Origin of the sequence: Streptomyces coelicoflavus (genome assembly GCF_003112555.1) — a bacterium.
Classification (GTDB): domain Bacteria; phylum Actinomycetota; class Actinomycetes; order Streptomycetales; family Streptomycetaceae; genus Streptomyces; species Streptomyces coelicoflavus.
This window is the reverse complement of sequence record NZ_BEWB01000006.1, coordinates 155,497-179,244: the sequence shown is the minus strand read 5'-3', so window position 1 is coordinate 179,244 and position 23,748 is coordinate 155,497. Positions and strand designations below refer to the sequence as shown.

Annotated in this window: 33 protein-coding genes and 1 pseudogene; 3 read left to right on the top strand and 31 right to left on the bottom strand. The window is 67.0% G+C overall.

The window, feature by feature from the left end; genetic code table 11:
* Positions 1–4: 4 nt before the first annotated feature.
* From Sco07f_RS15700 to rpsJ, 24 genes are all read right to left on the bottom strand, one after another.
* A complete protein-coding gene (locus Sco07f_RS15700; protein ID WP_087789834.1) occupies positions 5–1,192 on the bottom strand; it encodes a WD40 repeat domain-containing protein in 1,188 nt (395 codons plus the stop codon).
* 106 nt (positions 1,193–1,298) lie between these two features.
* A complete protein-coding gene (locus tag Sco07f_RS15695; protein ID WP_007443994.1) occupies positions 1,299–1,949 on the bottom strand; it encodes an adenylate kinase in 651 nt (216 codons plus the stop codon).
* Positions 1,949–3,262, bottom strand: coding sequence for a preprotein translocase subunit SecY (gene secY / locus Sco07f_RS15690; protein WP_007443993.1), 1,314 nt, complete (start codon positions 3,260–3,262; stop codon positions 1,949–1,951). The genes Sco07f_RS15695 and secY overlap by 1 nt, the downstream gene beginning before the upstream one ends.
* Positions 3,263–3,518: 256 nt before the next feature.
* Positions 3,519–3,974, bottom strand: coding sequence for a 50S ribosomal protein L15 (gene rplO, locus Sco07f_RS15685; protein WP_007443991.1), 456 nt, complete (start codon positions 3,972–3,974; stop codon positions 3,519–3,521).
* Between the two features lie 2 nt (positions 3,975–3,976).
* The gene (gene rpmD, locus Sco07f_RS15680; protein ID WP_003974250.1) at positions 3,977–4,159 is read right to left on the bottom strand and encodes a 50S ribosomal protein L30; all 183 of its coding nucleotides are present in this window, start codon (positions 4,157–4,159) and stop codon (positions 3,977–3,979) included.
* A 2-nt stretch (positions 4,160–4,161) separates the two neighbouring features.
* Entirely contained in the window at positions 4,162–4,767 is a 606-nt protein-coding gene (rpsE, locus tag Sco07f_RS15675) for a 30S ribosomal protein S5 (protein ID WP_003974251.1), read from the bottom strand.
* 43 nt (positions 4,768–4,810) lie between these two features.
* Positions 4,811–5,194: a 50S ribosomal protein L18 gene (gene rplR / locus Sco07f_RS15670; RefSeq protein ID WP_003974252.1), complete on the bottom strand. Its 384-nt coding sequence runs from the start codon at positions 5,192–5,194 to the stop codon at positions 4,811–4,813.
* Between the two features lie 3 nt (positions 5,195–5,197).
* A complete protein-coding gene (rplF, locus tag Sco07f_RS15665) occupies positions 5,198–5,737 on the bottom strand; it encodes a 50S ribosomal protein L6 (protein ID WP_003974253.1) in 540 nt (179 codons plus the stop codon).
* A gap of 24 nt (positions 5,738–5,761) precedes the next feature.
* Positions 5,762–6,160, bottom strand: coding sequence for a 30S ribosomal protein S8 (rpsH, locus tag Sco07f_RS15660; RefSeq protein WP_003974254.1), 399 nt, complete (start codon positions 6,158–6,160; stop codon positions 5,762–5,764).
* A 235-nt stretch (positions 6,161–6,395) separates the two neighbouring features.
* A complete protein-coding gene (locus Sco07f_RS15650) occupies positions 6,396–6,581 on the bottom strand; it encodes a type Z 30S ribosomal protein S14 (protein ID WP_003948630.1) in 186 nt (61 codons plus the stop codon).
* Positions 6,582–6,586: 5 nt separating this feature from the next.
* A complete protein-coding gene (gene rplE, locus Sco07f_RS15645) occupies positions 6,587–7,144 on the bottom strand; it encodes a 50S ribosomal protein L5 (protein ID WP_003974255.1) in 558 nt (185 codons plus the stop codon).
* Positions 7,144–7,467 carry a 50S ribosomal protein L24 gene (rplX, locus tag Sco07f_RS15640; protein WP_003974256.1) on the bottom strand — a complete coding sequence of 108 codons (324 nt, stop codon included), beginning with the start codon at positions 7,465–7,467 and terminating at the stop codon, positions 7,144–7,146. The genes rplE and rplX overlap by 1 nt, the downstream gene beginning before the upstream one ends.
* 2 nt (positions 7,468–7,469) lie before the next feature.
* Positions 7,470–7,838 (bottom strand): 50S ribosomal protein L14, encoded by a 369-nt coding sequence (gene rplN, locus Sco07f_RS15635; RefSeq protein WP_003974257.1) that lies wholly within the window; start codon positions 7,836–7,838, stop codon positions 7,470–7,472.
* A gap of 107 nt (positions 7,839–7,945) precedes the next feature.
* Positions 7,946–8,233, bottom strand: coding sequence for a 30S ribosomal protein S17 (rpsQ, locus tag Sco07f_RS15630; protein ID WP_003974258.1), 288 nt, complete (start codon positions 8,231–8,233; stop codon positions 7,946–7,948).
* Positions 8,233–8,457: a 50S ribosomal protein L29 gene (gene rpmC / locus Sco07f_RS15625; protein WP_003974259.1), complete on the bottom strand. Its 225-nt coding sequence runs from the start codon at positions 8,455–8,457 to the stop codon at positions 8,233–8,235. Before rpmC ends, rpsQ begins: the two co-directional genes overlap by 1 nt.
* A complete protein-coding gene (gene rplP / locus Sco07f_RS15620; RefSeq protein ID WP_007443989.1) occupies positions 8,457–8,876 on the bottom strand; it encodes a 50S ribosomal protein L16 in 420 nt (139 codons plus the stop codon). The genes rpmC and rplP overlap by 1 nt, the downstream gene beginning before the upstream one ends.
* A 5-nt stretch (positions 8,877–8,881) precedes the next feature.
* On the bottom strand, positions 8,882–9,712 hold the full coding sequence (rpsC, locus tag Sco07f_RS15615; RefSeq protein ID WP_087789835.1) for a 30S ribosomal protein S3: 831 nt from the start codon (positions 9,710–9,712) through the stop codon (positions 8,882–8,884).
* The gene (rplV, locus tag Sco07f_RS15610; RefSeq protein ID WP_003974262.1) at positions 9,712–10,059 is read right to left on the bottom strand and encodes a 50S ribosomal protein L22; all 348 of its coding nucleotides are present in this window, start codon (positions 10,057–10,059) and stop codon (positions 9,712–9,714) included. Before rplV ends, rpsC begins: the two co-directional genes overlap by 1 nt.
* A 44-nt stretch (positions 10,060–10,103) precedes the next feature.
* Positions 10,104–10,385 carry a 30S ribosomal protein S19 gene (gene rpsS, locus Sco07f_RS15605; protein WP_003948639.1) on the bottom strand — a complete coding sequence of 94 codons (282 nt, stop codon included), beginning with the start codon at positions 10,383–10,385 and terminating at the stop codon, positions 10,104–10,106.
* Between the two features lie 12 nt (positions 10,386–10,397).
* Positions 10,398–11,234, bottom strand: coding sequence for a 50S ribosomal protein L2 (gene rplB, locus Sco07f_RS15600; protein ID WP_003974264.1), 837 nt, complete (start codon positions 11,232–11,234; stop codon positions 10,398–10,400).
* Between the two features lie 40 nt (positions 11,235–11,274).
* Positions 11,275–11,694 (bottom strand): 50S ribosomal protein L23, encoded by a 420-nt coding sequence (gene rplW / locus Sco07f_RS15595; protein ID WP_007443985.1) that lies wholly within the window; start codon positions 11,692–11,694, stop codon positions 11,275–11,277.
* A complete protein-coding gene (gene rplD / locus Sco07f_RS15590) occupies positions 11,694–12,350 on the bottom strand; it encodes a 50S ribosomal protein L4 (protein ID WP_007443984.1) in 657 nt (218 codons plus the stop codon). The genes rplW and rplD overlap by 1 nt, the downstream gene beginning before the upstream one ends.
* A 7-nt stretch (positions 12,351–12,357) precedes the next feature.
* Positions 12,358–13,002, bottom strand: a complete 645-nt coding sequence (rplC, locus tag Sco07f_RS15585; RefSeq protein ID WP_007443982.1) for a 50S ribosomal protein L3 — start codon at positions 13,000–13,002, stop codon at positions 12,358–12,360.
* 17 nt (positions 13,003–13,019) lie between these two features.
* Positions 13,020–13,328 (bottom strand): 30S ribosomal protein S10, encoded by a 309-nt coding sequence (gene rpsJ / locus Sco07f_RS15580; protein WP_003948644.1) that lies wholly within the window; start codon positions 13,326–13,328, stop codon positions 13,020–13,022.
* A gap of 537 nt (positions 13,329–13,865) precedes the next feature.
* On the opposite strand from rpsJ, the gene Sco07f_RS40310 reads away from it, so the two are divergent.
* Positions 13,866–14,051 (top strand): hypothetical protein, encoded by a 186-nt coding sequence (locus Sco07f_RS40310; RefSeq protein ID WP_174855366.1) that lies wholly within the window; start codon positions 13,866–13,868, stop codon positions 14,049–14,051.
* A 576-nt stretch (positions 14,052–14,627) separates the two neighbouring features.
* Here the strand turns inward: Sco07f_RS40310 and Sco07f_RS15570 are convergent.
* The 5 genes from Sco07f_RS15570 to Sco07f_RS15550 form a co-directional block, all read right to left on the bottom strand.
* On the bottom strand, positions 14,628–15,251 hold the full coding sequence (locus tag Sco07f_RS15570) for a hypothetical protein (RefSeq protein WP_108988183.1): 624 nt from the start codon (positions 15,249–15,251) through the stop codon (positions 14,628–14,630).
* A 42-nt stretch (positions 15,252–15,293) separates the two neighbouring features.
* Positions 15,294–19,823 carry a DUF6531 domain-containing protein gene (locus Sco07f_RS15565; protein WP_087789843.1) on the bottom strand — a complete coding sequence of 1,510 codons (4,530 nt, stop codon included), beginning with the start codon at positions 19,821–19,823 and terminating at the stop codon, positions 15,294–15,296.
* Between the two features lie 116 nt (positions 19,824–19,939).
* Entirely contained in the window at positions 19,940–20,392 is a 453-nt protein-coding gene (locus tag Sco07f_RS15560) for a barstar family protein (RefSeq protein WP_087789844.1), read from the bottom strand.
* 101 nt (positions 20,393–20,493) lie between these two features.
* Positions 20,494–20,961, bottom strand: coding sequence for a hypothetical protein (locus Sco07f_RS15555; protein ID WP_108988182.1), 468 nt, complete (start codon positions 20,959–20,961; stop codon positions 20,494–20,496).
* Positions 20,962–20,977: 16 nt separating this feature from the next.
* Positions 20,978–21,625 carry a hypothetical protein gene (locus Sco07f_RS15550; RefSeq protein WP_108988181.1) on the bottom strand — a complete coding sequence of 216 codons (648 nt, stop codon included), beginning with the start codon at positions 21,623–21,625 and terminating at the stop codon, positions 20,978–20,980.
* Positions 21,626–22,123: 498 nt separating this feature from the next.
* Between Sco07f_RS15550 and Sco07f_RS15545 the strand changes: the two genes are divergently transcribed.
* Positions 22,124–22,483 carry a MerR family transcriptional regulator gene (locus tag Sco07f_RS15545; RefSeq protein ID WP_054099486.1) on the top strand — a complete coding sequence of 120 codons (360 nt, stop codon included), beginning with the start codon at positions 22,124–22,126 and terminating at the stop codon, positions 22,481–22,483.
* Between the two features lie 50 nt (positions 22,484–22,533).
* Positions 22,534–22,896, top strand: coding sequence for a hypothetical protein (locus Sco07f_RS15540; RefSeq protein WP_007443962.1), 363 nt, complete (start codon positions 22,534–22,536; stop codon positions 22,894–22,896).
* On the opposite strand, the pseudogene Sco07f_RS15535 reads toward Sco07f_RS15540, so the two are convergent.
* Positions 22,877–23,128: pseudogene (locus Sco07f_RS15535) on the bottom strand (CBS domain-containing protein); the annotation flags it as partial. The gene Sco07f_RS15540 and the pseudogene Sco07f_RS15535 sit on opposite strands and share 20 nt — an antisense overlap.
* Before the next feature lie 226 nt (positions 23,129–23,354).
* A complete protein-coding gene (locus Sco07f_RS15530) occupies positions 23,355–23,558 on the bottom strand; it encodes a cold-shock protein (protein ID WP_003974279.1) in 204 nt (67 codons plus the stop codon).
* Positions 23,559–23,748 lie beyond the last annotated feature (190 nt).

The window sequence follows — 23,748 nt, the reverse complement described above, 5'->3', positions numbered from 1 at the left end:
ACGGTCAGCGCCGGGTGAAGACCGGTGTCCAGCGGCCGGCGTAGTCCATCTCGGCCTTGCGGAAGCCCGAGAGCGGTGTCACCTCGTCGCTGTCGAGGCCGACCAGGATCAGCTGGTTGCGGAACTCTCCCTTTCCGGGCCGGCACTGGCCGGGGTCGCACCGCCAGGCGATGAGGTGGGTGTCGTCCGCCCACGCGAGAAGCTGCTGTCCGGGGACGACGCCGCTCCGCTTGCCGGTCTTCGCGTCCAGCACCGCGGAGACGATCTCGCCGTCCTCACCTCCCGCGAAGCCGCCGGTCACGAGTTCGCCGTCCGGGGACGCGACCACCGGCGGGAAGATCTGATCGGTCTTCTGCTGCGGAAGCGGCTTCAGCCCGCCGTTCACGTCGTAGTAGTTCCTGCCCGGCTGGTCGAGCCGCTGCTCCCACAGCAGCTTGCCGTCGAGGCTCCAGCTGAAGTCCTGACGTCCGGTGCCGACCATGGCCGCGAGACTGTCCTTCTTGGCCGGCCGCTCACTGAACCGCGCCCGGCCGGAGTCGACGTCGATGACGTAGAAGCCGGTACGGCTCTGCTTCGGCCCCGGCATCTCCTTGCCTTCGCCGCCGTCCGCGCCGTCCATGCGCACCGGCGCGTCCCGGAAGAGTCCGTCCGGGTTGTCGTCGTACGCCGTCGCCACCAGGCGCTCGCCGTCCGGCGAGAACTGCACCCCGCCCACGCCCTTGTCGACCTTGATCCAGCGCTCGACCTTGCCCGTCGACAGATTCAGCAGCCCGATCCGGCCGGCGGGCAGATCGCCCTCCAGCACCGCGGCCGTCTTCATCCCGGGGGCGACGTCGAGCCAGGCCCAGTCGGTCTTCTCGTACCGCTTGGCCGCGGCGTCGTACAGACTCCACTCGCGCCCGTTCACCGCGTCCCCGCCCGGCTGCTGCACGAGCTTCGTCGTGTAGTACGCCGAGAGGGCGACCTGCCCGGCGGCTATCAGCTCGCGCGGCGGGGACTGGTCCGGATGCGCCACCACGTCCGCGACCTCGGACTCGGACTCGGACCCGCCTTCCGAGTCGCCCCCCGTCAGGGCCAACGACACCCCGACGACCGCGGCGACCACGACGACCGCGGCGAGAGCGAGGCTGCGACTCCTGCGGCGGAACAGCGACGGACGCTCCCCCTCGGCGGAATCGTCGGACCGTGGCAACTGTTCGAGCTTGATGGCCGTACCTCCTCAGCTGAGCACTTCCGGGGGTCCACAAGAAGGAAGGCAGCGGCCCCCACCGGGGACCGCTGCCTTCCTTTTCAAGCTGTTACGAGCCGGTCAGCGCCGACATGGCCCGCTTCGTGACGTCCGCCACCTTCCCCATCGCGGAGACCGTGGTCACAAGGCCCTGGGCCTTGTAGTAGTCGATGATCGGCTCGGTCTGCGTGTGGTAGACCTCGAGCCGCTTGCGGACCGTCTCCTCGGAGTCGTCGTCCCGCTGGTACAGCTCGCCGCCGCAGACGTCGCAGACGCCTTCCTTCTTCGGCGGGGTGTACGTCACGTGGAAGACGTGGGCCGAGTCGTTGCGGCAGACCCGCCGGCCGGCGATCCGCTTGACGACCTCGTCCTCCGGGGCCTCCAGGTCGAGCACCGCGTCGAGCTTCATGCCCTCGGTCTCGAGCAGCTCGTCGAGCGCCTCGGCCTGGGAGACGTTGCGCGGGAAGCCGTCCAGCAGGAAGCCGCCCTCGGCGTCGGGCTGCTCCATGCGGTCCTTCGCCATGGCGATGGTGACCTCGTCCGGCACGAGATTGCCGGCGTCCATGTAGGACTTCGCGAGCTTGCCCAGTTCGGTCTGCTGGCTGATGTTCGCGCGGAACAGATCACCCGTGGAGATGTGCGGAATGTGCAGCGTCTCGGCAAGGCGGGTGGCCTGCGTTCCCTTTCCGGCGCCCGGCGGCCCGACGAGGACGATTCGCATCAGCGGAGGAACCCTTCGTAATTGCGCTGCTGGAGCTGGCTCTCGATCTGCTTCACCGTCTCGAGACCGACACCCACGATGATCAGGATGCTGGTCCCGCCGAACGGGAAGTTCTGGTTTGCCCCGAAACCGGCCAACGCCATTGTCGGTACGAGAGAGATCAGGCCCAGATACAGCGAACCCGGCCAGGTGATCCGGTTGAGTACGTAGCTCAGATACTCAGCGGTCGGTCGGCCAGCCCGGATGCCCGGGATGAACCCACCATACTTCTTCATGTTGTCCGCGACTTCCTCGGGGTTGAACGAGATGGCCACGTAGAAGAAGGCGAAGAAGACGATCAGGAAGAAGTACAGAATGATGTGCGGCGTCGCCCCGGTGTCCGCGAGGTTCTTCGTGATCCAGGTGGCCCAGCCCGACGTCGAGTTCGAGAACTGGACGACCAGCGCCGGGATGTAGAGCAGCGACGAGGCGAAGATGACGGGGATGACGCCCGCCTGGTTCACCTTCAGCGGGATGTACGTCGACGTACCCCCGTAGGAACGACGGCCGATCATGCGCTTGGCGTACTGCACCGGGATGCGGCGCTGGGCCTGCTCGACGAAGACCACCAGGCCGACCATGACGAAGCCGACCAGCATGACGGTGCCGAACTCGATCCAGCCGCCCGCCAGGGTGCCCTCCTGCTTGATGGCCCACAGGGCGGACGGGAAGGTCGCGGCGATCGAGATGAACATCAGGATCGACATGCCGTTGCCGATGCCGCGGTCGGTGATGAGCTCACCGAGCCACATGACGACGGCCGTACCGGCGGTCATGGTGACCACCATGACGACGGTGGTGAAGATCGCCTGGTCGGGCACGATCTGACCGGCGACGGTGCAGTTGGAGAAGAGCGCGCCGCTGCGGGCGGTGGCCACCAGGCCGGTGCCCTGGAGGATGGCCAGGGCGATGGTCAGGTAACGGGTGTACTGCGTGATCTTCGCCGTACCCGCCTGGCCCTCCTTCTTGAGGGCTTCCAGACGCGGGATCACGACGGTGAGCAGCTGCAGAATGATGCTCGCCGTGATGTACGGCATGATGCCGAGTGCGAAGACCGTGATCTGCAGCAGCGCGCCACCGCTGAACATGTTGACCAGGCCGAGGGGGCCCTGGTTGCCGGACGCCTGCTTCACGCACTCCTGGACGTTCTTGTAGTCGACGCCTGGAATGGGGATGTGGGTACCGAGTCGGTACACCACGATGATGCCGAGCGTGAAGAGCAGCTTCTTGCGCAGGTCGGGCGTCTTGAACGCCCGGGCGAACGCGGTGAGCACGGTGCCTCCTGCGACCCCCGCGCTACTGCGTCAAGGGTGACGGTCTTGAGGTTCGACTGACGGCTGACAAGTGGACGGCTAAGTGACTAACGCTGAACCGCCGCCCAGAGTGCCCCATGTGAGGCACCCGTGAAAGAGGGCAGCGCAGGCCACCTTACCGGCGGGACCTATGCCCTTGGAACGACCAACCGGGGATACCCCTTTTGTGGGGTATCCCCGGTCGGGATCGCTCAAGTCATCGAGGCGCCTGATGGGTTCAGACGAGCTCGGTGACGGTACCGCCGGCGGCGGTGATCTTCTCCTTGGCGGAGCCGGAGACGGCGTCGACCGTCACCTGGAGCGCCACGGAGACCTCGCCCTGGCCGAGGACCTTGACGAGGCTGTTCTTGCGAACGGCACCCTTGGCCACGAGGCCCTCGACGGTGACCTCGCCACCCTCGGGGTACAGCGCGGCCAGCTTGTCGAGGTTCACGACCTGGAACTCGGTCTTGAACGGGTTCTTGAAGCCCTTCAGCTTCGGGAGACGCATGTGGAGGGGCATCTGGCCACCCTCGAAGCGCTCCGGAACCTGGTAACGGGCCTTCGTGCCCTTGGTACCACGACCGGCCGTCTTACCCTTCGACGCCTCACCACGACCGACACGGGTCTTGGCGGTCTTGGCGCCCGGGGCGGGACGGAGGTTGTGGATCTTGAGCGGGTTGTTCTCCGCCATGATCAGTCGACCTCCTCGACCGTCACGAGGTGGCGGACGGTGTGCACCATGCCGCGGAACTCGGGGCGGTCCTCCTTGACGACCTGCGTGTTGATCCCCTTGAGACCAAGGGAACGCAGGGTGTCACGGTGGTTCTGCTTGCTGCCGATGTAGGACTTGACCTGCGTAATCTTGAGCTGCGCCATGATTACGCACCCGCCCCGGCACGCGCACGGAGAAGGGCCGCGGGGGCGACGTCCTCGAGCGGCAGACCACGGCGGGCCGCGATCTCCTCGGGACGCTGCAGGCCCTTGAGGGCCTCCACGGTCGCGTGCACGATGTTGATCTGGTTGTCGGAGCCGAGCGACTTCGACAGCACGTCGTGGATACCGGCGCACTCGAGCACGGCGCGCACCGGACCACCGGCGATAACACCGGTACCGGGGGACGCGGGCTTGAGCAGCACGACGCCGGCAGCCTTCTCACCCTGGATGGGGTGCGGGATGGTGCCCTGGATGCGGGGGACCTTGAAGAAGTGCTTCTTGGCCTCCTCAACACCCTTGGCGATGGCGGCCGGCACCTCCTTGGCCTTGCCGTATCCGACACCCACGGTGCCGTCACCGTCGCCCACCACGACCAGCGCGGTGAAGCTGAAGCGACGACCACCCTTCACAACCTTGGCGACGCGGTTGATCGCGACGACGCGCTCAACGTAAGCGGTCTTCTCGGCGGCACCTGCGCCACCGTCACGGCCCTTCCGGTCCCGCCGCTCGCCGCCACCGGCACCGCTGCCGCGGCGCTGGGGTCCAGCCATTGGAATTACCTCTCTCTGTTTCCGCTAGCGTTACGGAACCGGCTCAGAACTTCAGTCCGGCTTCGCGGGCGGCGTCCGCCAGGGCTGCGATGCGCCCGGCGTACTGGTTGCCACCACGGTCGAACACGACGGCCTCGACGCCGGCAGCCTTGGCGCGCTCGGCGACCAGGGCGCCGACCTGCTTGGCCTGCGCGGACTTGTCGGCCTCGCCACCGCGGATCGAGGTGTCCAGGGTGGACGCCGACGCCAGGGTGTGACCCTTGATGTCGTCGATCACCTGGGCCACGATGTGGCGGTTCGAGCGGGTAACGACCAGACGGGGACGCTCCGCCGTACCCGAGAGATTCTTGCGAATCCGGATGTGGCGGCGCTTGATCGCGGCGCGCTTGTAGGCGTCGCCCTTGAGGATCTTCTGTCCGTATGCCATGGCTTACTTACCCGCCTTTCCGACCTTGCGGCGGATGACTTCGCCCTCGTACTTGACGCCCTTGGCCTTGTACGGGTCGGGCTTGCGCAGCTTGCGGATGTTGGCCGCAACCTCGCCGACCTTCTGCTTGTCGATGCCCTCGACCGAGAAGTGGGTCGGGTTCTCCACCTTGAAGGTGATGCCCTCGGGGGCCTCGACCAGGATCGGGTGGCTGTAGCCGAGGGAGAACTCCAGGTTCGAACCCTTGGCGAGCACGCGGTAACCGACACCGCTGATCTCGAGCTTCTTCACGTAACCCTGGGTCACGCCGGTGATCATGTTCGCCACCAGCGTGCGGGACAGGCCGTGCAGGGCCTTGCTCTGACGCTCGTCGTTGGGGCGGGTGACGTTCAGCACGCCGTCCTCACCCTTGGCGATGTCGATCGGCGCCACGACGGTGTGGGTCAGCGAGCCCTTGGGGCCCTTGACCGAAACCGTACGGCCGTCGATGGTGACGTCCACGCCGGCGGGAACCGCGATGGGGAGCTTGCCGATGCGCGACATAGCTGTTTCCTCCGTTCCCTTCCGTTACCAGACGTAGGCGAGGACTTCTCCGCCTACGCCCTTCTTGCCGGCCTGCTTGTCGGTGAGGAGCCCGTGCGACGTGGAGATGATCGCCACGCCGAGGCCACCCAGCACCTTGGGCAGGTTGGTGGACTTCGCGTACACCCGGAGACCGGGCTTGGAGATCCGCTTGATGCCCGCGATGGAGCGCTCACGGTTCGGACCGAACTTCAGCTCGAGGGTGAGGTTCTTGCCGACCTCGGCGTCCTCGGTCTTCCAGCCGGTGATGAAGCCCTCCTGCTGGAGGATCTCCGCGATGTGAGACTTGATCTTGGACGCCGGCATCGTCACGGAGTCGTGGTACGCCGAGTTCGCGTTCCGCAGACGCGTAAGCATGTCTGCGATCGGATCAGTCATGGTCATGAATTGGCCTTCGGCCTCTCTCGCCGGGGTTTCCTGGTGCGCCATCCCTCTCCCCGATCCGAGACGGGACGGGTGCGGCGCGGTGGACCTACGGCGTAGTAAGCAAATATTTGCAGGCGTGGCCTGCGGGCGTACGGGTGGCAGACGCCCAACCCCACAAGCCTAAGGCATGCGGAGCCGGGCCTCTGCCGACCCGGTTGCTTACCGAGAGTCTGAATAACCCGGAATTACCGGATTACCAGGAGCTCTTGGTCACGCCCGGCAGCTCGCCACGGTGAGCCATCTCACGAAGGCACACGCGGCACAGGCCGAACTTGCGGTAGACGGAGTGCGGACGGCCGCAGCGCTGGCAGCGCGTGTAGCCGCGGACACCGAACTTGGGCTTGCGAGCAGCCTTGGCAATCAGAGCCTTCTTCGCCATCTCGCTCACGCCTCCTTGAAGGGGAAGCCGAGGTGACGGAGGAGCGCGCGGCCCTCAGCGTCGTTGGTCGCCGTGGTCACCACGGTGATGTCCATACCCCGGGTGCGGTCGATCTTGTCCTGGTCGATCTCGTGGAACATGACCTGCTCCGTGAGACCGAAGGTGTAGTTGCCACGGCCGTCGAACTGCTTGGGGGACAGACCGCGGAAGTCGCGGATGCGCGGCAGCGCCAGCGACAGGGTGCGGTCCAGGAACTCCCACATGCGGTCGCCACGGAGCGTGACGTGGGCACCGATCGGCTGACCCTCACGCAGCTTGAACTGCGCGATGGACTTGCGGGCCTTGGTGACGGCCGGCTTCTGACCGGTGATGGTGGTCAGGTCGCGGATCGCGCCCTCGATCAGCTTCGAGTCACGGGCGGCGTCGCCGACACCCATGTTGACCACGATCTTCACGAGGCCGGGGATCTGCATGACGTTCTCGTAGGAGAACTCCTCACGCAGCTTGCCCGCGATCTCCTCGCGGTACTTCGTCTTGAGACGCGGAGTGGTGGTGGTAGCCATCAGATGTCCTCACCCGTCCGCTTGGCAACGCGAACCTTGTTGCCCTCGTCGTCGAAGCGGTAACCGACGCGCGTGACGACCTTGTTGCCGTCCTTCTCCACGACCAGCTGGACGTTGGAGACGTGGATCGGGGCCTCGGTGGTCACGATGCCGCCGGCCTGCGAACCGCGAGCGGTCGGCCCGGCCTTGGTGTGCTTCTTGACCCGGTTGACACCCTCGACCAGGACGCGGTCCTCGCGGGGGAAGGCCGCGATGACCTTGCCCTGCTTGCCCTTGTCCTTACCGGTGATGACCTGGACCAGGTCGCCCTTCTTGATCTTCATGCTCACAGCACCTCCGGCGCGAGGGAGATGATCTTCATGAACTTCTTCTCGCGCAGCTCACGGCCCACCGGGCCGAAGATACGGGTGCCGCGAGGGTCGCCGTCGTTCTTCAGAATGACGGCGGCGTTCTCGTCGAAGCGGATGTACGAGCCGTCGGGACGGCGGCGCTCCTTGACGGTGCGAACGATGACCGCCTTGACGACGTCACCCTTCTTCACGTTGCCACCGGGGATCGCGTCCTTGACGGTGGCGACGATGACGTCACCGATACCCGCGTAGCGGCGGCCCGAGCCACCGAGCACACGGATGGTCAGGATTTCCTTCGCACCCGTGTTGTCGGCGACACGCAGCCGCGACTCCTGCTGGATCACGTCTATCTCCTGAATGTCTGCCGGTTCCCCGGGAGTCGGTCACCGTGGTGAACGACTCCCGGAGCCTGGCGGAACTGTCCTGCGAGGAATGCCCCGCAGGAGATTTCTTACTTGGCCTTCTCGAGGACCTCGACGACGCGCCAGCGCTTCGTCGCGGACAGCGGCCGGGTCTCCATGAGGAGGACACGGTCGCCGACGCCCGCGGCGTTCTGCTCGTCGTGAGCCTTGAGCTTCTCGGTACGGCGGATGACCTTGCCGTACAGCGCGTGGGTCACGCGGTCCTCGACGGCGACGACGACGGTCTTGTCCATCTTGTCGCTGACGACCAGACCCTGGCGGGTCTTGCGGAAGCCGCGCGCGGCCTTCGTCTCTTCAGTCACGTTGCTCTCGCTCATCAGGCGCTCTCCACCGTCTCGATGCCCAGCTCGCGCTCACGCATCAGGGTGTAGATCCGGGCGATGTCCTTACGGACGGCCTTGAGCCGACCGTGGTTCTCGAGCTGGCCCGTCGCCGCCTGGAAGCGGAGGTTGAACAGCTCTTCCTTGGCCTCGCGGAGCTTCGCCAGAAGCTCCTCGTTGCCCAGCTCGCGCAGCTCGGACGCCTTGGTACCGGCCGACATCACGCTTCACCTGCCTCGCGCTTGACGATCCGGCACTTCATCGGCAGCTTGTGGGCCGCACGGGTCAGCGCCTCACGGGCGATCTTCTCGTTGGGGTAGGACAGCTCGAACATGACCCGGCCCGGGTGCACGTTCGCGATCCACCACTCGGGAGAACCCTTACCGGAACCCATGCGGGTCTCGGCCGGCTTCTTCGTGAGCGGGCGGTCCGGGTAGATGTTGATCCAGACCTTGCCGCCACGCTTGATGTGGCGGGTCATCGCGATACGGGCCGCCTCGATCTGGCGGTTGGTCACGTACGCCGGCGTGAGGGCCTGGATGCCGTACTCGCCGAACGCAACCGTGGTACCGCCCTTGGCCATACCGCGGCGCTTCGGGTGGTGCTGCTTGCGGTGCTTGACCCTGCGGGGGATCAGCATGACGGTCAGGCCTCCGTTCCGGTGCTCTCGGCCGGAGCGGCAGCGGCGGGCGCCTCGGCCTTGGGGGCCTCGGCGGCCGGAGCCGACTGCTGCTGCGGCTTGCGCCCACGACGCTCGCCACCGCGGCCACCGCGGGCCGGGCGGTCGGCACCGCCACGGGCCGGGCGGTTGCCGGCACGGGCGGCGGCGTTCTCGGCGCGGACCTCGGCGATGTTCTTGACGTCGCCCTTGTAGATCCAGACCTTCACACCGATGCGGCCGAAGGTCGTCTTGGCCTCGAAGAAGCCGTAGTCCACGTTCGCGCGGAGCGTGTGCAGGGGCACACGGCCCTCGCGGTAGAACTCCGAGCGGGACATCTCGGCGCCGCCGAGGCGGCCACCGCACTGGATCTTGATGCCCTTGGCGCCGGCCTTCATCGTGCCCTGCATGCTCTTGCGCATGGCACGACGGAAGGAGACGCGGGAGGACAGCTGCTCGGCGACGGCCTGGGCGACCAGCTGAGCGTCCGTCTCGGGGTTCTTGACCTCGAGGATGTTCAGCTGGACCTGCTTGCCGGTCAGCTTCTCCAGCTTGCCGCGGATCTTGTCGGCCTCCGCACCGCGGCGGCCGATGACGATGCCCGGACGAGCCGTGTGGATGTCCACGCGGACGCGGTCACGGGTGCGCTCGATCTCGACCTTGGAGATGCCGGCGCGCTCCATGCCGGACGTCAGCATCCGACGGATGGCGACGTCTTCCTTGACGTAGTCCTTGTACAGCTTGTCGGCGTACCAACGCGACTTGAAGTCGGTCGTGACACCGAGCCGGAACCCGTGCGGGTTTACCTTCTGGCCCATTACCGGGTTCCTTCCTTGCTGCTGACGACCACGGTGATGTGGCTGGTCCGCTTGCGGATCCGGTAGGCGCGGCCCTGGGCACGCGGACGGAACCGCTTCAGGGTCGGGCCCTCGTCGACGTACGCCTCGGAAATGAAGAGGCTGTCGGCGTCGGTGTGGTCGTAGTTGTGCGCGGCGTTGGCGATGGCGCTGTCCAGCACCTTGCCGACCGGCACGCTCGCGGCCTGCGGGGCGAAACGCAGGACCGCCTGAGCCTCCGTGGCATCCATGCCACGGATGAGGTCCACCACGCGGCGGGCCTTCATGGGCGTGACGCGGATGTACCGCGCCTGGGCCCTGGCTTCCATGGTTGTCCCTTCAGTGTTTGTCATGATCTTTCACACCCCGCTGACTAGCGGCGCTTCGACTTCCGGTCGTCCTTGACGTGACCCCGGAAGGTGCGCGTCGGCGAGAACTCGCCGAGCTTGTGGCCGACCATGGACTCGGTGACAAACACCGGGATGTGGGTCTTGCCGTTGTGCACCGCGATCGTGTGGCCGAGCATCGCCGGGACGATCATCGAGCGACGGGACCAGGTCTTGATGACGTTCTTGGTACCGGCTTCGTTCTGGACGTCCACCTTCTTGATCAGGTGGTCGTCGACGAAGGGTCCCTTCTTCAAGCTACGAGGCATCTCAACCCGTCCTTAGCGCTTCTTGTTCGTCTTGCGGCGGCGGACGATGTACTTGTTCGACGCCTTCTTGGGCGAACGAGTACGGCCTTCCTTCTTGCCCCACGGGGACACCGGGTGGCGACCACCCGAGGTACGGCCTTCGCCACCACCGTGCGGGTGGTCCACCGGGTTCATGACCACACCACGCACGGTCGGGCGAACGCCCAGCCAGCGCTTACGGCCCGCCTTGCCCCAGTTGATGTTGCTCTGCTCGGCGTTGCCGACCTCGCCGACCGTGGCGCGGCAGCGCTGGTCGACCAGGCGGATCTCTCCGGACGGCATGCGCAGGTGGGCCATGGTGCCCTCCTTCGCGAGCAGCTGCACGGAGGCACCGGCGGAGCGGGCGAACTTGGCGCCGCCACCGGGACGGAGCTCGATCGCGTGGATCGTGGTACCGACCGGGATGTTGCGGAGCGCCAGGTTGTTGCCCGGCTTGATGTCGGCCCCGGGACCGTTCTCGACGCGGTCGCCCTGCTGCAGGTTGCGCGGGGCGAGGATGTAGCGCTTCTCGCCGTCGGCGTAGTGCAGCAGCGCGATGCGCGCGGTGCGGTTGGGGTCGTACTCGATGTGCGCGACCTTCGCCGGCACGCCGTCCTTGTCGTGCCGACGGAAGTCGATGACACGGTAGGCGCGCTTGTGTCCGCCACCCTGGTGGCGAACGGTCACACGACCGGCGTTGTTACGGCCGCCCTTGCTGTGCAGCGGGCGGACCAGCGACTTCTCCGGCGTGGACCGCGTGACCTCGACGAAGTCGGCGACGCTGGAGCCACGACGGCCCGGCGTAGTCGGCTTGTACTTGCGGATTCCCATTTCTCAGTCCTCGTCCGATTCCGGACGATCCGGACCTCCGTCAGGAGGTCGGACCGCCGAAGATGTCGATACGGTCGCCCTCGGCGAGGGTCACGATCGCGCGCTTGCTGTCGGCACGCTTGCCGAAGCCCGTGCGGGTCCGCTTCCGCTTGCCCTGGCGGTTGATCGTGTTGACCCCGGTGACCTTGACCGAGAAGACCGCCTGGACGGCCTCCTTGATCTGGGTCTTGTTGGAGCCCGGCGCGACGATGAACGTGTACTTGTTCTCGTCGAGGAGCGCGTAGCTCTTCTCGGACACGACCGGCTTCAGCAGCACGTCACGGGGGTCCGTGAACGCCTTGCTGGCCGGGGTGACAACGGTGTTCTTGCCCTCGGCCTCGTGGCGGCGCGCCTTGGCGACGCGCGCGGCCTTGGCGGCCTTGGCCGCCTTGGAGGCGATGCTCGGGTGACGCGTAGCCATCAGGCTTCGCTCCCTTCGGTGTCAGCAGCCTTGGGGCCGGACACGAAGGACTCGAAGGCGGCCTGGGTGAAGACCACGTCGTCCGAGACGAGAACGTCGTACGTGTTCAGCTGGCCCGGCTCCAGGATGTGGATCTGGGGCAGGTTGCGGGCGGACAGCCACGCGGCCTCGTCGGCGCGGTCGACGACCAGGAGCAGGTTCTTGCGCTCCGAGATCTTGCCGAACAGCGTCCGGGCGGCCTTCGTGGACGGGGTCTCGCCCTCGATGACGCCGGTGACGACGTGGATGCGGTCGTGGCGGGCCCGGTCGGTGAGGGCGTGGCGCAGGGCCGCGGCCTTCATCTTCTTCGGGGTCCGCTGCGAGTAGTCACGCGGCTGCGGGCCGTGGACGACGCCACCGCCGGCGAACTGCGGCGCACGGGTCGAACCCTGGCGGGCGCGGCCGGTGCCCTTCTGGCGGTACGGCTTCTTGCCGCCACCACGGACCTCGCCGCGACGCTTGGTCTTGTGCGTGCCCTGGCGGGCAGCGGCGTTCTGCGCGACGACGACCTGGTGGATCAGCGGAATGCTGATCTTCTCCACGCCGAAGATCTCCGCGGGGAGCTCGACGCTTCCGGTCTTCTCGCCGGCAGGCGAAAGGATGTCAACAGTGCTCATCGGTACCTCAGGCCCCCTTGGCCGCGGTGCGGACCAGGACGAGGCCGCCGTTCGGACCGGGAACCGCGCCCTTGATGAGCAGCAGACCCTTCTCCGCGTCAACGGCGTGGACGGTCAGGTTCTGGGTGGTGACCCGCTCGTTGCCCATGCGGCCCGCCATGCGGAGGCCCTTGAACACGCGGCCCGGAGTGGCGCAGCCACCGATGGAGCCCGGGGAGCGGTGCTTGCGCTGGGTGCCGTGTCCGGCGCCGAGGCCCTTGAAGTTGTGACGCTTCATGACACCGGCGAAGCCCTTGCCCTTGCTCTTGCCGGTGACGTCGACCTTCACGCCGGACTCGAAGACCTCGGCGCTGACTTCCTGACCGAGCGTGTACTCGGAGGCGTCGGCCGTACGGATCTCGACGAGGTGACGGCGGGGGGTGACGTCGGCCTTGGCGAAGTGGCCCTTGAGGGGCTTGTTCACCTTGCGCGGGTCGATCTCGCCGAACGCGATCTGGACGGACTCGTAGCCGTCGACGTCGTTCGTGCGGACCTGGGTGACGACATTGGGGCCGGCCTTGACGACGGTGACCGGAACAACACGGTTGTTCTCGTCCCACACCTGCGTCATGCCGAGCTTCTCGCCCAGGATGCCCTTGATCTGCTTAGCCATTCTCAGATCACCGGCCTTCAGAGCTTGATCTCGATGTCGACACCGGCCGGGAGGTCGAGTCGCATCAGAGAGTCAACGGTCTTGGGGGTCGGGTCGAGGATGTCGATCAGGCGCTTGTGCGTGCGCATCTCGAAGTGCTCGCGCGAGTCCTTGTACTTGTGCGGCGACTTGATGACGCAGTACACGTTCTTCTCAGTGGGCAGCGGCACCGGGCCCGCGACCGACGCACCAGTGCGAGTCACCGTCTCGACGATCTTCTTCGCCGAAGAGTCGATGACCTCGTGGTCGTAGGCCTTGAGCCGGATGCGGATCTTCTGTCCCGCCATGGCTACTCAGTAGTCCTGTCTCTCGTAACGCTCTGGACCCGGTGGTCCTTGTCCATTCCGCTCCCCCTCCGACCCACGCGGTCGGGCGTGTCGCACTCTCGCTGACATGAATGTCCCTCTTCGGGACTTCCCTGCCTGGGAGTGCGGGCCCTTCCGGAACCGCGGACCGGGGGCGAGAGGCCCACCGGGTGCCTGGCCTGCACCCCGCTGACGCTTCCCGGAAGATTCCCGTACGTCCGCCCCTGAGCAGGGACGACGAGTACTGTGGGACTCGCTTCCGGTCCTCCCGGCGGGAGGCGCGCAGCATCGGCACTCGACCGAGCAACCCCGCTAGTCTGCCATACGGGGCGCGGGGCTGGCCAATCGGGCCGGAGAGAATACCCCGGGGGTGGCGGAGATCAAACCCGGCGGCCTTTCGAGGTGCGCTCTCCCCTTTCGGGCGACCTCACCGGGTTGCGGCCCGCGGTGCGGTAGGAGCAGGGCAGACTGCCCCCACGATCACGAGCACGCAGGAGTCCGGTCACGGTCAGGGTGCGGTTGGAGACCAGTCGTGAACACGTGGACTGCGGACGCGTCGTCGTCACCCTGAAGCGCAACGACCTCGGCGGTGTGGATCGCGTCCGGATCCAGGACGACGGGTACGGAATGTTCGCCGAGGACTGCGAGGAGTACTTCCGGCCCATCGGCTCGCCCTGGGTGCCCAGGTCCGCTGGTCCAGCGTGAGCGAGACGCCGCTGGAGACACGACAACTCGTCATCGAGGCCGACAGGCGTTCCATGGACGAGTTCGAATCGGTGAGGCCGAGCCTACGACCGAGCACAAGCGCACCCGGCCCTACCGACCGCAGACCACCGCGCTGAAAGGCCAACCACCCGCCAGCCGCGTCCCCAACCTCACGGATCAGTACAGCTAGCCGCCACGTCGTGGCGCACTCCTTCGCCGAATTCCTGCGCTCGCCCGTCCAGCCCGCGGCGTCGAGAACGGCCGCCGCCGTCGGCCCCGTGAACGCGTCGAGCCCGACCATCTGACCCACTTCCGCGCTGACGTCAACCCTTCACTCGTGCTTCCCTGTCCACGCGAGGCCATGTCGGACCTGACGCAAACAGACTAGTCAGGTCTGTACTGAGGCAGCACCGGGCGCGCGTGCACGGTCCGTCGGCCCAAGGGGCGTGAATCGGCTTGCGCTTCCACCACTCGCCGAGCGTTTCGTCCGGGCCTGCCGCTGTCGGACGTATCCAGGGCGGAGCGAACACCCCCGAGTCAGGTAGGGTGGCTGCGCGAAAGCGTACGGTCACCCCGTCAGGACACACCGAGCAACTGATCCAGAATCTCGTCGTATGCCCGGAATCCAGCCTTCCCTATATCCGGTGCATTCGACTCGGGCCGGAGAATGCCCGGCAGGTGCGCGACACGCCACATGCGGAAGATCAGGCTGGGGGTGCTCCCGCCGTTCGGGTCCGCCAGGGCACAGGCGATCGTCAACACCTCGACAAGCTGCTCCGCGCCCCGGTGGGCCTCTGTGCCGGCCGCAACGGCCGCGGTGACGAGTGCCTGAAGCAGAAGCGTGAGCTGCAGGTCCGCTGCCATACGGCACATACGGCGAACCAGCGCCGGCTCCTCCAGCTTCTCCAGAGGCTCGGGGACCCCGGTGACACCCGCTGACCACAGGAGCAGAAAAGCCGCGGGCACTTCATGATCGCGCAGCCGTCCCAGCTCGTCGACGACGGCCATGCCCGAGTCATTGAACCGGCAGACCGACCGGACAGCGCTGAGCAGGCGCTCCACGTCCTCGGACCGGTCGTCCAGGAAACGGCCGACCGAGGCGTCCGAGACGGACCATGAACCCGTGGCGTTCACAGCCCCGACCTCCACGACACCGCCGAGCGGGCCGAAGACACCACGAGCCAGCATGCTCTCCGACATGGGAACGATCGAACCTGCCACTACCGCACTCCTCGCAAGACTCTAGAACTGGCCCATCATGTGCTGAATCACCGCGTCACGCTGTGGAAGTGCGCGCGGAGAACCGGCATTCAGGATGTCGACGCCCTCCTGAGTGTCCACGAAGTACTCCGGCTGACGCCCGGCGGGCCCGCTGTGCTCGCGGAGCACCGAATCAGCGAACGATCTCGGTACTTCGGTCCGGACCACGACTCCGTCGGGACCGGCGTACTGTGTGGCGGCCCTGTTGAAGTCATCGGTCAGGTATACGCCGGCGTCCGGTGTGTATTCGCGCTGCATTTCGTGCGAGCGACCCAATGAGAATTCCCCGCCGCTCCAGTCCCGTGATCCATGGTAAAGAACCACGCTCTCCTCGTCGCACGACATCAGGCCGAAGGGGTCGGTCTGCCGCCACGGATGGGCTACGTAGCTGTAGGGGTCCGGAGCGGGCGCCAGTCCAAGTGGGTCCAACGAGGTGTAGCGACCACTCTCCGGGTCGTAGTGACGGTGGTAGTTGTAGTGCAGTCCGGTCTCTCGGTCTTGGTACTGCCCGGGAAAGCGCAGCGGGGTGTATGCGCTGCTCTGCCGAGGCCAGGCCGTGGCACCCCATATCGTCCGGTGGGCTCGCCAGCTCACCTCGCCGTGCGGATCGACGAGTTGGGTCGGAGTTCCGACCAGATCAGTGACGATCGCGAAGAAGCGAGCGTCTACTTCTTCCTGCGTGGCCGAGTCGGTCAGGCGTTCGGTCTGGGCGATCGGCCGCAGGCCGGAGTGGTCCCAGGTGAGGGTGACCTCATTCGGCAGAGCCGGGTCGCTGGTGGTCTCCTCCACGAGAACCGGGCCGTCCCAGGTGAAATCCGTCCGCTCCACGACTGAATGGCCGTCGTCGCCGAGCCGCTCCTTGGCGATACGGCGACCGAGAGGGTCGTAGGAGTAGCGCCAGACCGTGCCGTCCGGGGTCCTGACGGAGGTCAGTCGGTCCTCGGCGTCCCAGACGTACCGCCAGACCGCGGGCTTGCGGGACAGACGTTTCTTGCAGCGCTCCACGACCCGTCCGGCGGCGTCGTGGACGTAGCGCACTCCTCCCGCACGCTCCAGGCGGCTTCCGGCGTAGGAACGGCCGCCTTGCGCCGCGTCCAGTCCCGGATAACCGGACCATGAAGCAGAAGTGATGTGTCCTGCGACGTCGTAGTCATAGCTTTCCGAGCGGCCTTCCCCATGCAGGCTCCTGACGCGTCCCATCGAGTCGGTGTTCAGAACAACGGGGCCGTCGATGGCATCGGACGCCCGGCTCGGACCGTGCTGCACTCCGTAGCTGTATTCGCGGCCCTGGACCAACCGGTCCGCAGCCGTCCACCGCTCTTCCACAGGCCGGCCGCTCGCGTCCCACGTCTGGTCGAAGCGCAGCGTGGCATCGACGAGACGGCTGATTTCCTGTCCGGCGGCATCGTGACCGAATTCGATGGCGTGGCCGGAAGTATTCAGACGGATCAGTCGACCGACGGCGTCATACCCGTACAGGGCATGCACACCGGAGGGCGTCACACGGTCGGAACGGCGGCCGGCGGTGTCGTACATCGACACTGTCGACCGGCCGTTCACCCGCTCGGCGACGACCCGTCCGGCGAGATCCCGTTCCAGCCTCAGGTCGCAGCCCGGCCCCGCGGCGCGGACCAACCGTCCCATGGCGTCATGGACGTAGTCGGTGGCCTCGGTGCCGACCACCTTGGAACGAATCCGCCCCATCGGGTCGTACGTGAACGCGACTTCCTGGCTTGTCGGGTTCACCCGCCTCGACAACCGGCCGACCGCGTCCCGCTCGTAGGTTGTCCGCTGCTCGTCGAAGTCCGTTTCTGCAACGAGCCGGCCGGCCGCGTCGTAGGTGTATGCCCAACGCAGGCCGAGGGGGTTGATCGCACACGTAAGCCTCAGCGACGCGTCGTACTCGAATTCGTACCGTCCTCCATCGGCTTCCGTCTGCGCCGTGAGCAGGTCGAAAGGACCGTATTGGAAGGTCGTCAGGGCGCCGTCCGGTTTCACGTGGGACGTGCAGTTGCCCTCAGCGTCATAGGTCCACGTCTCCTGGGTGCCGTCGGGACCGAGGACACGGGTCGGGCGGCCTTCGACGGTCCACCACAGCCTGGTCGTCTCTCCCAAGGGGCTCGTGACGGCGCTGAGCCGGCCGAAGGCGTCGTACGCGCGTGTGGCGCGCTCCCCCAGAGCGCTGATGGTCTCGCGTCGTAGGCCGGCGGCATCGCAGCGCACGGTCGTCGTGGCGCCGAGTGGGTCGGTCACCGACGCGATCGCCCCCTGGGCGTCGTAGGCGAACCGCGTGCGCGCACCGTCCGGTGCGATGGACTCGATCCGGTTGCCACGTGCGTCGTAGGTGTGCTGCCAACACGTCCCGTCCTGCAGGTTGACGTGGGTCGGCAGGTGCAGTGCGTTGTACACCACGGATACGACACCGCCGTCCGGCAGCGAGACTTGCGTCGGCCGGCCGACTGCGTCCACCTCGTAACGCGTGCTGTGCCCAAGGGGGTCGGTACGGGAGAGCAGGTGGTGGTGGTCGTCGTACTCGGTTCGAGTGCAGTGGCCGAGGGGGTCGATCTCGGCAACGACCTGGCTGTTGTCGTTGACGACGAACCGAGCGGTCGCGCCGTCGGTCGTCGTGTGACTGGTGACGCGGCATCCCGGCCAGGCGGAGAGTTCCTCGTCGTACGTGAACGTGCCGGCGACGTGTCCGGCCTGTCCGGCCTGTGAGACACATCGCCCGTGATCGTCGTAGACGTAGGTGTACCGGTGGCTGTTGCGATCGGTCCACGACGTCATACGCAGGTACTCGTCGTAGGTGAACGCGAGGGCCAGGCCGGATGAGTCGACGACCTCGGCGAGGGTGCCGTCCTCGTAGCCGTATCGCCTGACAGCGGTGTCCGAACCGCCATCCGCCTCGACCAGATGCAGGGCGGTGACACGGCCGTCGGAGGTGGTGAACGTGACGTGGTAACCGCCCGAGTGCCGGATCCCGAGCGGAACGCCGGACTCGTCGTAATCAAAGGTGAGACTGTTGGAGTTGCGGTCGGTGATGCTGGTGATACGGGCGGTGTCGTCGGGCTGTGGGGCGAAGCGGCGGCTGAGACCGGTCCAGGGGTCGTCCACTCGATATGACCCGTCGGCCTCCCGGCTGAGGGGCATACGGGGTCCCGCTTCGGGCAGCCACGGAGACCCCGCCTCGCTTTCGGCGCGGTAGACGAGGATCATCCCGTCCTCCGTGACGAAGAAGACGCCGTCCGTGTCGATCTCCAGACGCTGATCCAGAGTCGAGGACCAGCCGGGGCCGAACCACCATCCGCACCCGTAGTCGGACGCGGCGCGGCGAATGAACGTCAGGGGCAGGGTTCCGGGGAGGGACACGTCCGTCTCGGCCAGGAACGTCTCTCCAGTAGCGACGTCGACCGGGTCGCCGCAGCCCTTGATCTTGCTCCTCAGGCGGTTGTAGGCCCCCTTGGCACCGTCGGCCACCGCTGTCCTGGCGTTCTTGGCGACGCCTCGCGCGCTGAGGGCCATGCCCTTGAGCCCCAGCTTGCCCGCGGATCTCAAGCCCTTGGCGAGTCCGCCGAGGGTGGTGAGCCCCTTCATGCCGGGGATGCAGTCCAGGGCGGCGAACCCCACGTCCCACAGGGATGCTTGCCCTTTGCTGTATTTGTAGAGCGTGTCCGCGAGGACGACGAGGGCGGCGACCAGGACGATCGCGCCCAGGATCGGCCCGCCGATGACCATCGCGATGATGCCGACGATCGCGACGACGACCTTGCAGACCGCGACGATGTTGTCCCAGTTGTCCGAGAACCAGTCGCCGACGTCCTCCCACCACGACCGGTTCTGGATGCCGGCGTCGGACGCCTCGTCGATCTTGTTCTTGGCCTCCCGGGCCGCGTCGTCACGCATCTTCCGCGCGTCCGCCGCCATCTTCTTCGCCGCGTCCAGCGCATCCTGCGCGGAGTCGACCGACGACTGCGCGTTCGTCTGCGCCGTCTTGGCGTGCTGGACGTCACGGGTGGCGGCCCGGACCTTCGCCTCGTCCGGCTTGTCCGCGTCGGACTTGCTGCCCGTCGGGTCGTCCTTGTACTTGTCCGCCTCCTTCGACGCCCGCGTCACCCACGAGTCCGCCGAGGACAGCTTCGACTGCGCGGACGTGAGGTCGTCACGGGCCTCCCGGGCCTTGATGAGCGCCTTGTCCGCCAGCGCCTGCGCCCGCTCCAGCTTCGGCCAGAAGTCCGCGAGCGCGTCGCCGCACATCCCGTACGACTTCTCCAGCTTCTTCAAGTTCTTCGGCACACCCGAGAACTCGTCCTTGAAGACCGTCGCCGACTTCCCCGCCCACTCCGCGAGCGTGGACTCCCCCGCCATCCCCTTCACCAGACGCAACGCCTCCGAGACGTCGTCGGCGAAGTCGTGCAGCGTCTTCGCGAGCGTGCGCACCCGCTGCGGATCCCCCGGCGTCGGGTCCTTGTCCAGGTCCAGGACATGCCAGTCACTCGGCCTGTGGCCCGCCATTCCGTTACCCCCGTCAACTCACGCGCCGCATCAGCAACCACCCGTACGCACACGTGAACTTACAAGGCGCGGTTGTTCGAAGAAAGACGGCTCCGTCGGGCAGGGCGCGAAGTCGGTCAGTGCCATACCTCGGTGTTCAGGGCCGCCGCGACGTGTTCGGCTCCTGTGGTGACGGTCAGGTCGGGTTGGCGTACGCGGAGCGCGATGCTCTCGGGATCGAAGTCGCAGAACTCGAAGAGAAAGTGTTCGGAGAGGGCGGGGCGGCCCGTGGGGAAGCCGTCGAGGTCGACGGAGGCGTTGGCGCGGTCCGCGCCCTGGCAGAGGACCGAGACGAAGAGGGGGAAGTGGTCCGCGTCCAGGATCAGGTCCGCGTCGTGGATGACGCCCACGATCCCGACACCGCCCGTGACTTCTCCGCACAGGTCGCTAAGGCAGTCCACCAGAGCGTCCCAGTTCGCGCCGTAGTACCCGGGAAACTGGAGGACTTCCGCGAAGCAACGGTGGATTCCCCGCTCGGTCACCAGCTTGCGGGAGTCGAAGTGGTGGACACGCCCTCCGGCGGCTTCCACGCCCGCGGCTCTCGCTCGGAATCCGGGTGCGCCTGTGGGGCCGAAGACTACGAAGGGTTCCGGGCGGGGCATTGCCGTGTGCGGGTGTGGGGGACGCGGGCTCATCGTCTGCGCAACGCCTTCCATGCGTCTATCACCGCGTAGGAAGCGCTCAGTCGCCACGCGTCCAGTTTGTTCCGCACCGTTGATACGACGCGCCAGTACTTCAGCCACGTAGGCAGCCGTCGGAACGGTACGAAGGTGAGGGTGTCGTCGATGGCGTTCACCGCGATGCTCCTGCGCCCCGGCCCCTCTGCCCGCAGCACGGCGTACAGCTCCGGCGTCAACGTGCCGTTGAGGCGGGCCGCCGTTCCTGCCGCGGTGAAGGCGAATCCTCGCTGGGCGATGTCCGGGAGTTGCGTCGCCCTGACGATGCGGGGCGACGCCTCCTCCAGGGAGCAGTTGAAGGCGAGACCGATGGCCGCCGTGCCGAGGCTGCGCTCGCCGCGTTCGAAAGCGGCGTCCCATTCCACCGGGTCGTCGAGAGCCAGCAGCCGTTCGCCGGTCTGCCAATTCCAGTTCTTCGTCACGGTCGGCCGGCCCTCGTCACCCCACGAACCGGAACGTCGACGTGATCGCGTCGAAGATGTCGAAGAAGGAGTCCGCGAGGTCGAGGACCTGGCTGCTGCCCGCGACCAGGGCGACCTTGCCCTCCTGGCCGGGGACGGGGATGTAGGTCTGCATGAGCACCGCGCGGACCGTGCGGTTCAGGGCGTCGTCCGGGACCGGGATGTCCTCGACGCCCTGGGTGCGGGCCGCGGGGCCCACGCCGGGGATGTCGACCGTGGTGACCTTGCGCCAGGAGTCGCCGGGCTTCTTCGCCTCCTTGACGGCGAGTTGGGCGGCGATGGCGGCCGGGTCGGTGGGGAGAGGGGCGCCGGAGGATGTGCGGCCGCCGATCAGGGAGACGGTGATCGAGCCGGTGATCGGGGTGTCACCGCCGAAGCTCTCGGCCATGCAACCGCAGTACAGCGCGCCCGACTTCCACGCGTCGGAGGCCGCCTTCTGGAGGAAGGTGACGTAGGCGGCACGGGAGGGCTTCAGCTCCGGGTGCTGGCGTATTCGGTCGTCGACCATACGGCGGATCGAGTCGTCCCGGGACTCCGGGCGTACGTCGAACTCCCACCAGGACTCCGGGACCCTGATGCGGAAACCGCCCCTTTCGACGGTCAGTGCCTCCGTGTAACGGGCCATGTCGTGCCCGGCCTCCCCGTGCGTCGCTCGATCGGCTGGTGCGTCATCGTCCCACTGATCGGTGACCCGGGCGCCGGTGGTGTCCGGTACGACCGGTACTGGTGGCCCGGCAGGCACGGCACGCGCGCCCCCGGTACAGAAAGTCCCTCACCCGCTTGGGCGAAAACCTGTAGTGGCCGCTGTAGACATGCGGCTGTCGCTGTGGTTACTCTTCTGTTGTAGCCAGGAAGTCCGTAGGGCGAGGCAGAGACGAACTGCCCGCATGCGAACCGAGAGAAGAAGAAGGAGGAGGACGCCATCAGGATCGCCCGGGCGAGCACGTTCTCACCGGGTACCGCAGACCCCGGAACGGAAGGTGGTCTCACGGTCACGCATCCGCGATCCCGCAACAGAAGGCCGGCCGTGCAGTAGGCCGGCAGATGGTGTTACAAATCCCTCGGGGCCTTGGTGCCGTACGGCACCAAGGCCCCTCGACGCATTCCGCCAGCAGAGGTGCAGATGACCGCAGACACACCGCTCGACCCGATCGACGACGACGACTACCCCGCGTACACCATGGGGCGGGCGGCAGAGATGCTGGGCACCACGCCCGCCTTCCTGCGGGCCCTCGGCGAGGCCCGGCTGATCACGCCCCTGCGCTCGGAGGGCGGCCACCGTCGCTACTCCCGCTACCAGCTGCGCATCGCCGCTCGCGCCCGCGAGATGGTCGACCAGGGAACGTCGATCGAGGCGGCCTGCCGCATCATCATCCTGGAAGACCAGCTCGAAGAGGCTCAGCGCATCAACGAGGAGCTGCGACGCGGTGGCGCCGTGGCGTCCGGAGACAAGCCGGGGAGTGCCGCCCGTCCTGCCCGGTAGTGCCATCGGGCGACCCGCCCGGGGCGGGCCTGCGGATAAAATCCCCTCTCATGTCGAAGCCTGACGAGCTGCTCATTGACATCGCCGCCCGTGTGGAGTCCGCGCGGAGCAGTCGGATGTCCTTGACCGTGGTCACCCCCGGCGCTGTCATCACCGGTCGCCTGGCCCCCGCGTCCGTGTGGCGGCAGAGAGTGTCGGAGGTGCTGACCGACTCCACGGACCTGGGCGCTTTCTCCGCCGTGTTCGACGCTCCGGCGGAGAAGGAGGGGGGACCACCCACGCACCTGCACTTTCATGTCGCCCGGATCCTCCAGGGGACCATGGGGATCCCGGAGACGGGCGGGATGTACCGCGTGGCGATCGAGAACGTCAGCGCCTGGACCGTGGGGGACTTCAGCTACTCCGACCACTGAGGCAGGAGCGGGCGAGGACGCCCAGGGCGTTGCCGTGTTCGTCGACGACGGGCAGGGCTCCAAGCCGCCGGTCCACCATCGCCTCCTCCGCTTCGGCCACCGTGGCCGTCGGCGAGGCGAAGGGCCCGCCGCCGCCGTCGACATCGCGAAGGCGGACCCGGTCGGTGTACGCGGAGCCGTTCCGCACGTCGGTCAGCCGAGCGAGGGTGACCAGGGCGGTGCACTGACCGTCGTTCGTCGCATGGTTCGGCTTTCCGATCAGGACGGTTCCAGGCCGGCGCAAGGAAGCGCGTGTCGAGGAATTGCCGCAGCGGACGAGCGCGGGGAATCACAGAACAGGCCGAATAGCGTGCGGAATTCCGCGTACGTGAATTCACGGATTCCGCAGATGCAGCTGGGGCCCGCACCCCGAAGGATGCGGGCCCCAGCTGCGAAGCGCGCCCGTGGGCGCGCCGGCGTCAGGCGAGGACGATGTTCTCGGCCGTCGGGCCCTTCTGGCCCTGCGCGATGTCGAAGTTCACCTTCTGGCCTTCGAGCAGCTCACGGAAGCCCTGGGCGGCGATGTTCGAGTAGTGGGCGAACACGTCCGCGCCGCCACCGTCCTGCTCGATGAAGCCGAATCCCTTTTCCGCGTTGAACCACTTCACGGTGCCAGTAGCCATGTCTTGTCTCCTTCGGGGCAGTGCACCGGCGTCCGCACTGTACGGACGCCGTGTCGCCGCGATGATCACCCCGACCGGAGAAGACCGGTGTCAAAGAGCACTTCCAACGGCACACAGGCCTGCTGGAAAGAGCTTTAAATTCGGGAACCACAACTGCAACTGATAACGACAGTAGCACGCTGCGGGACCC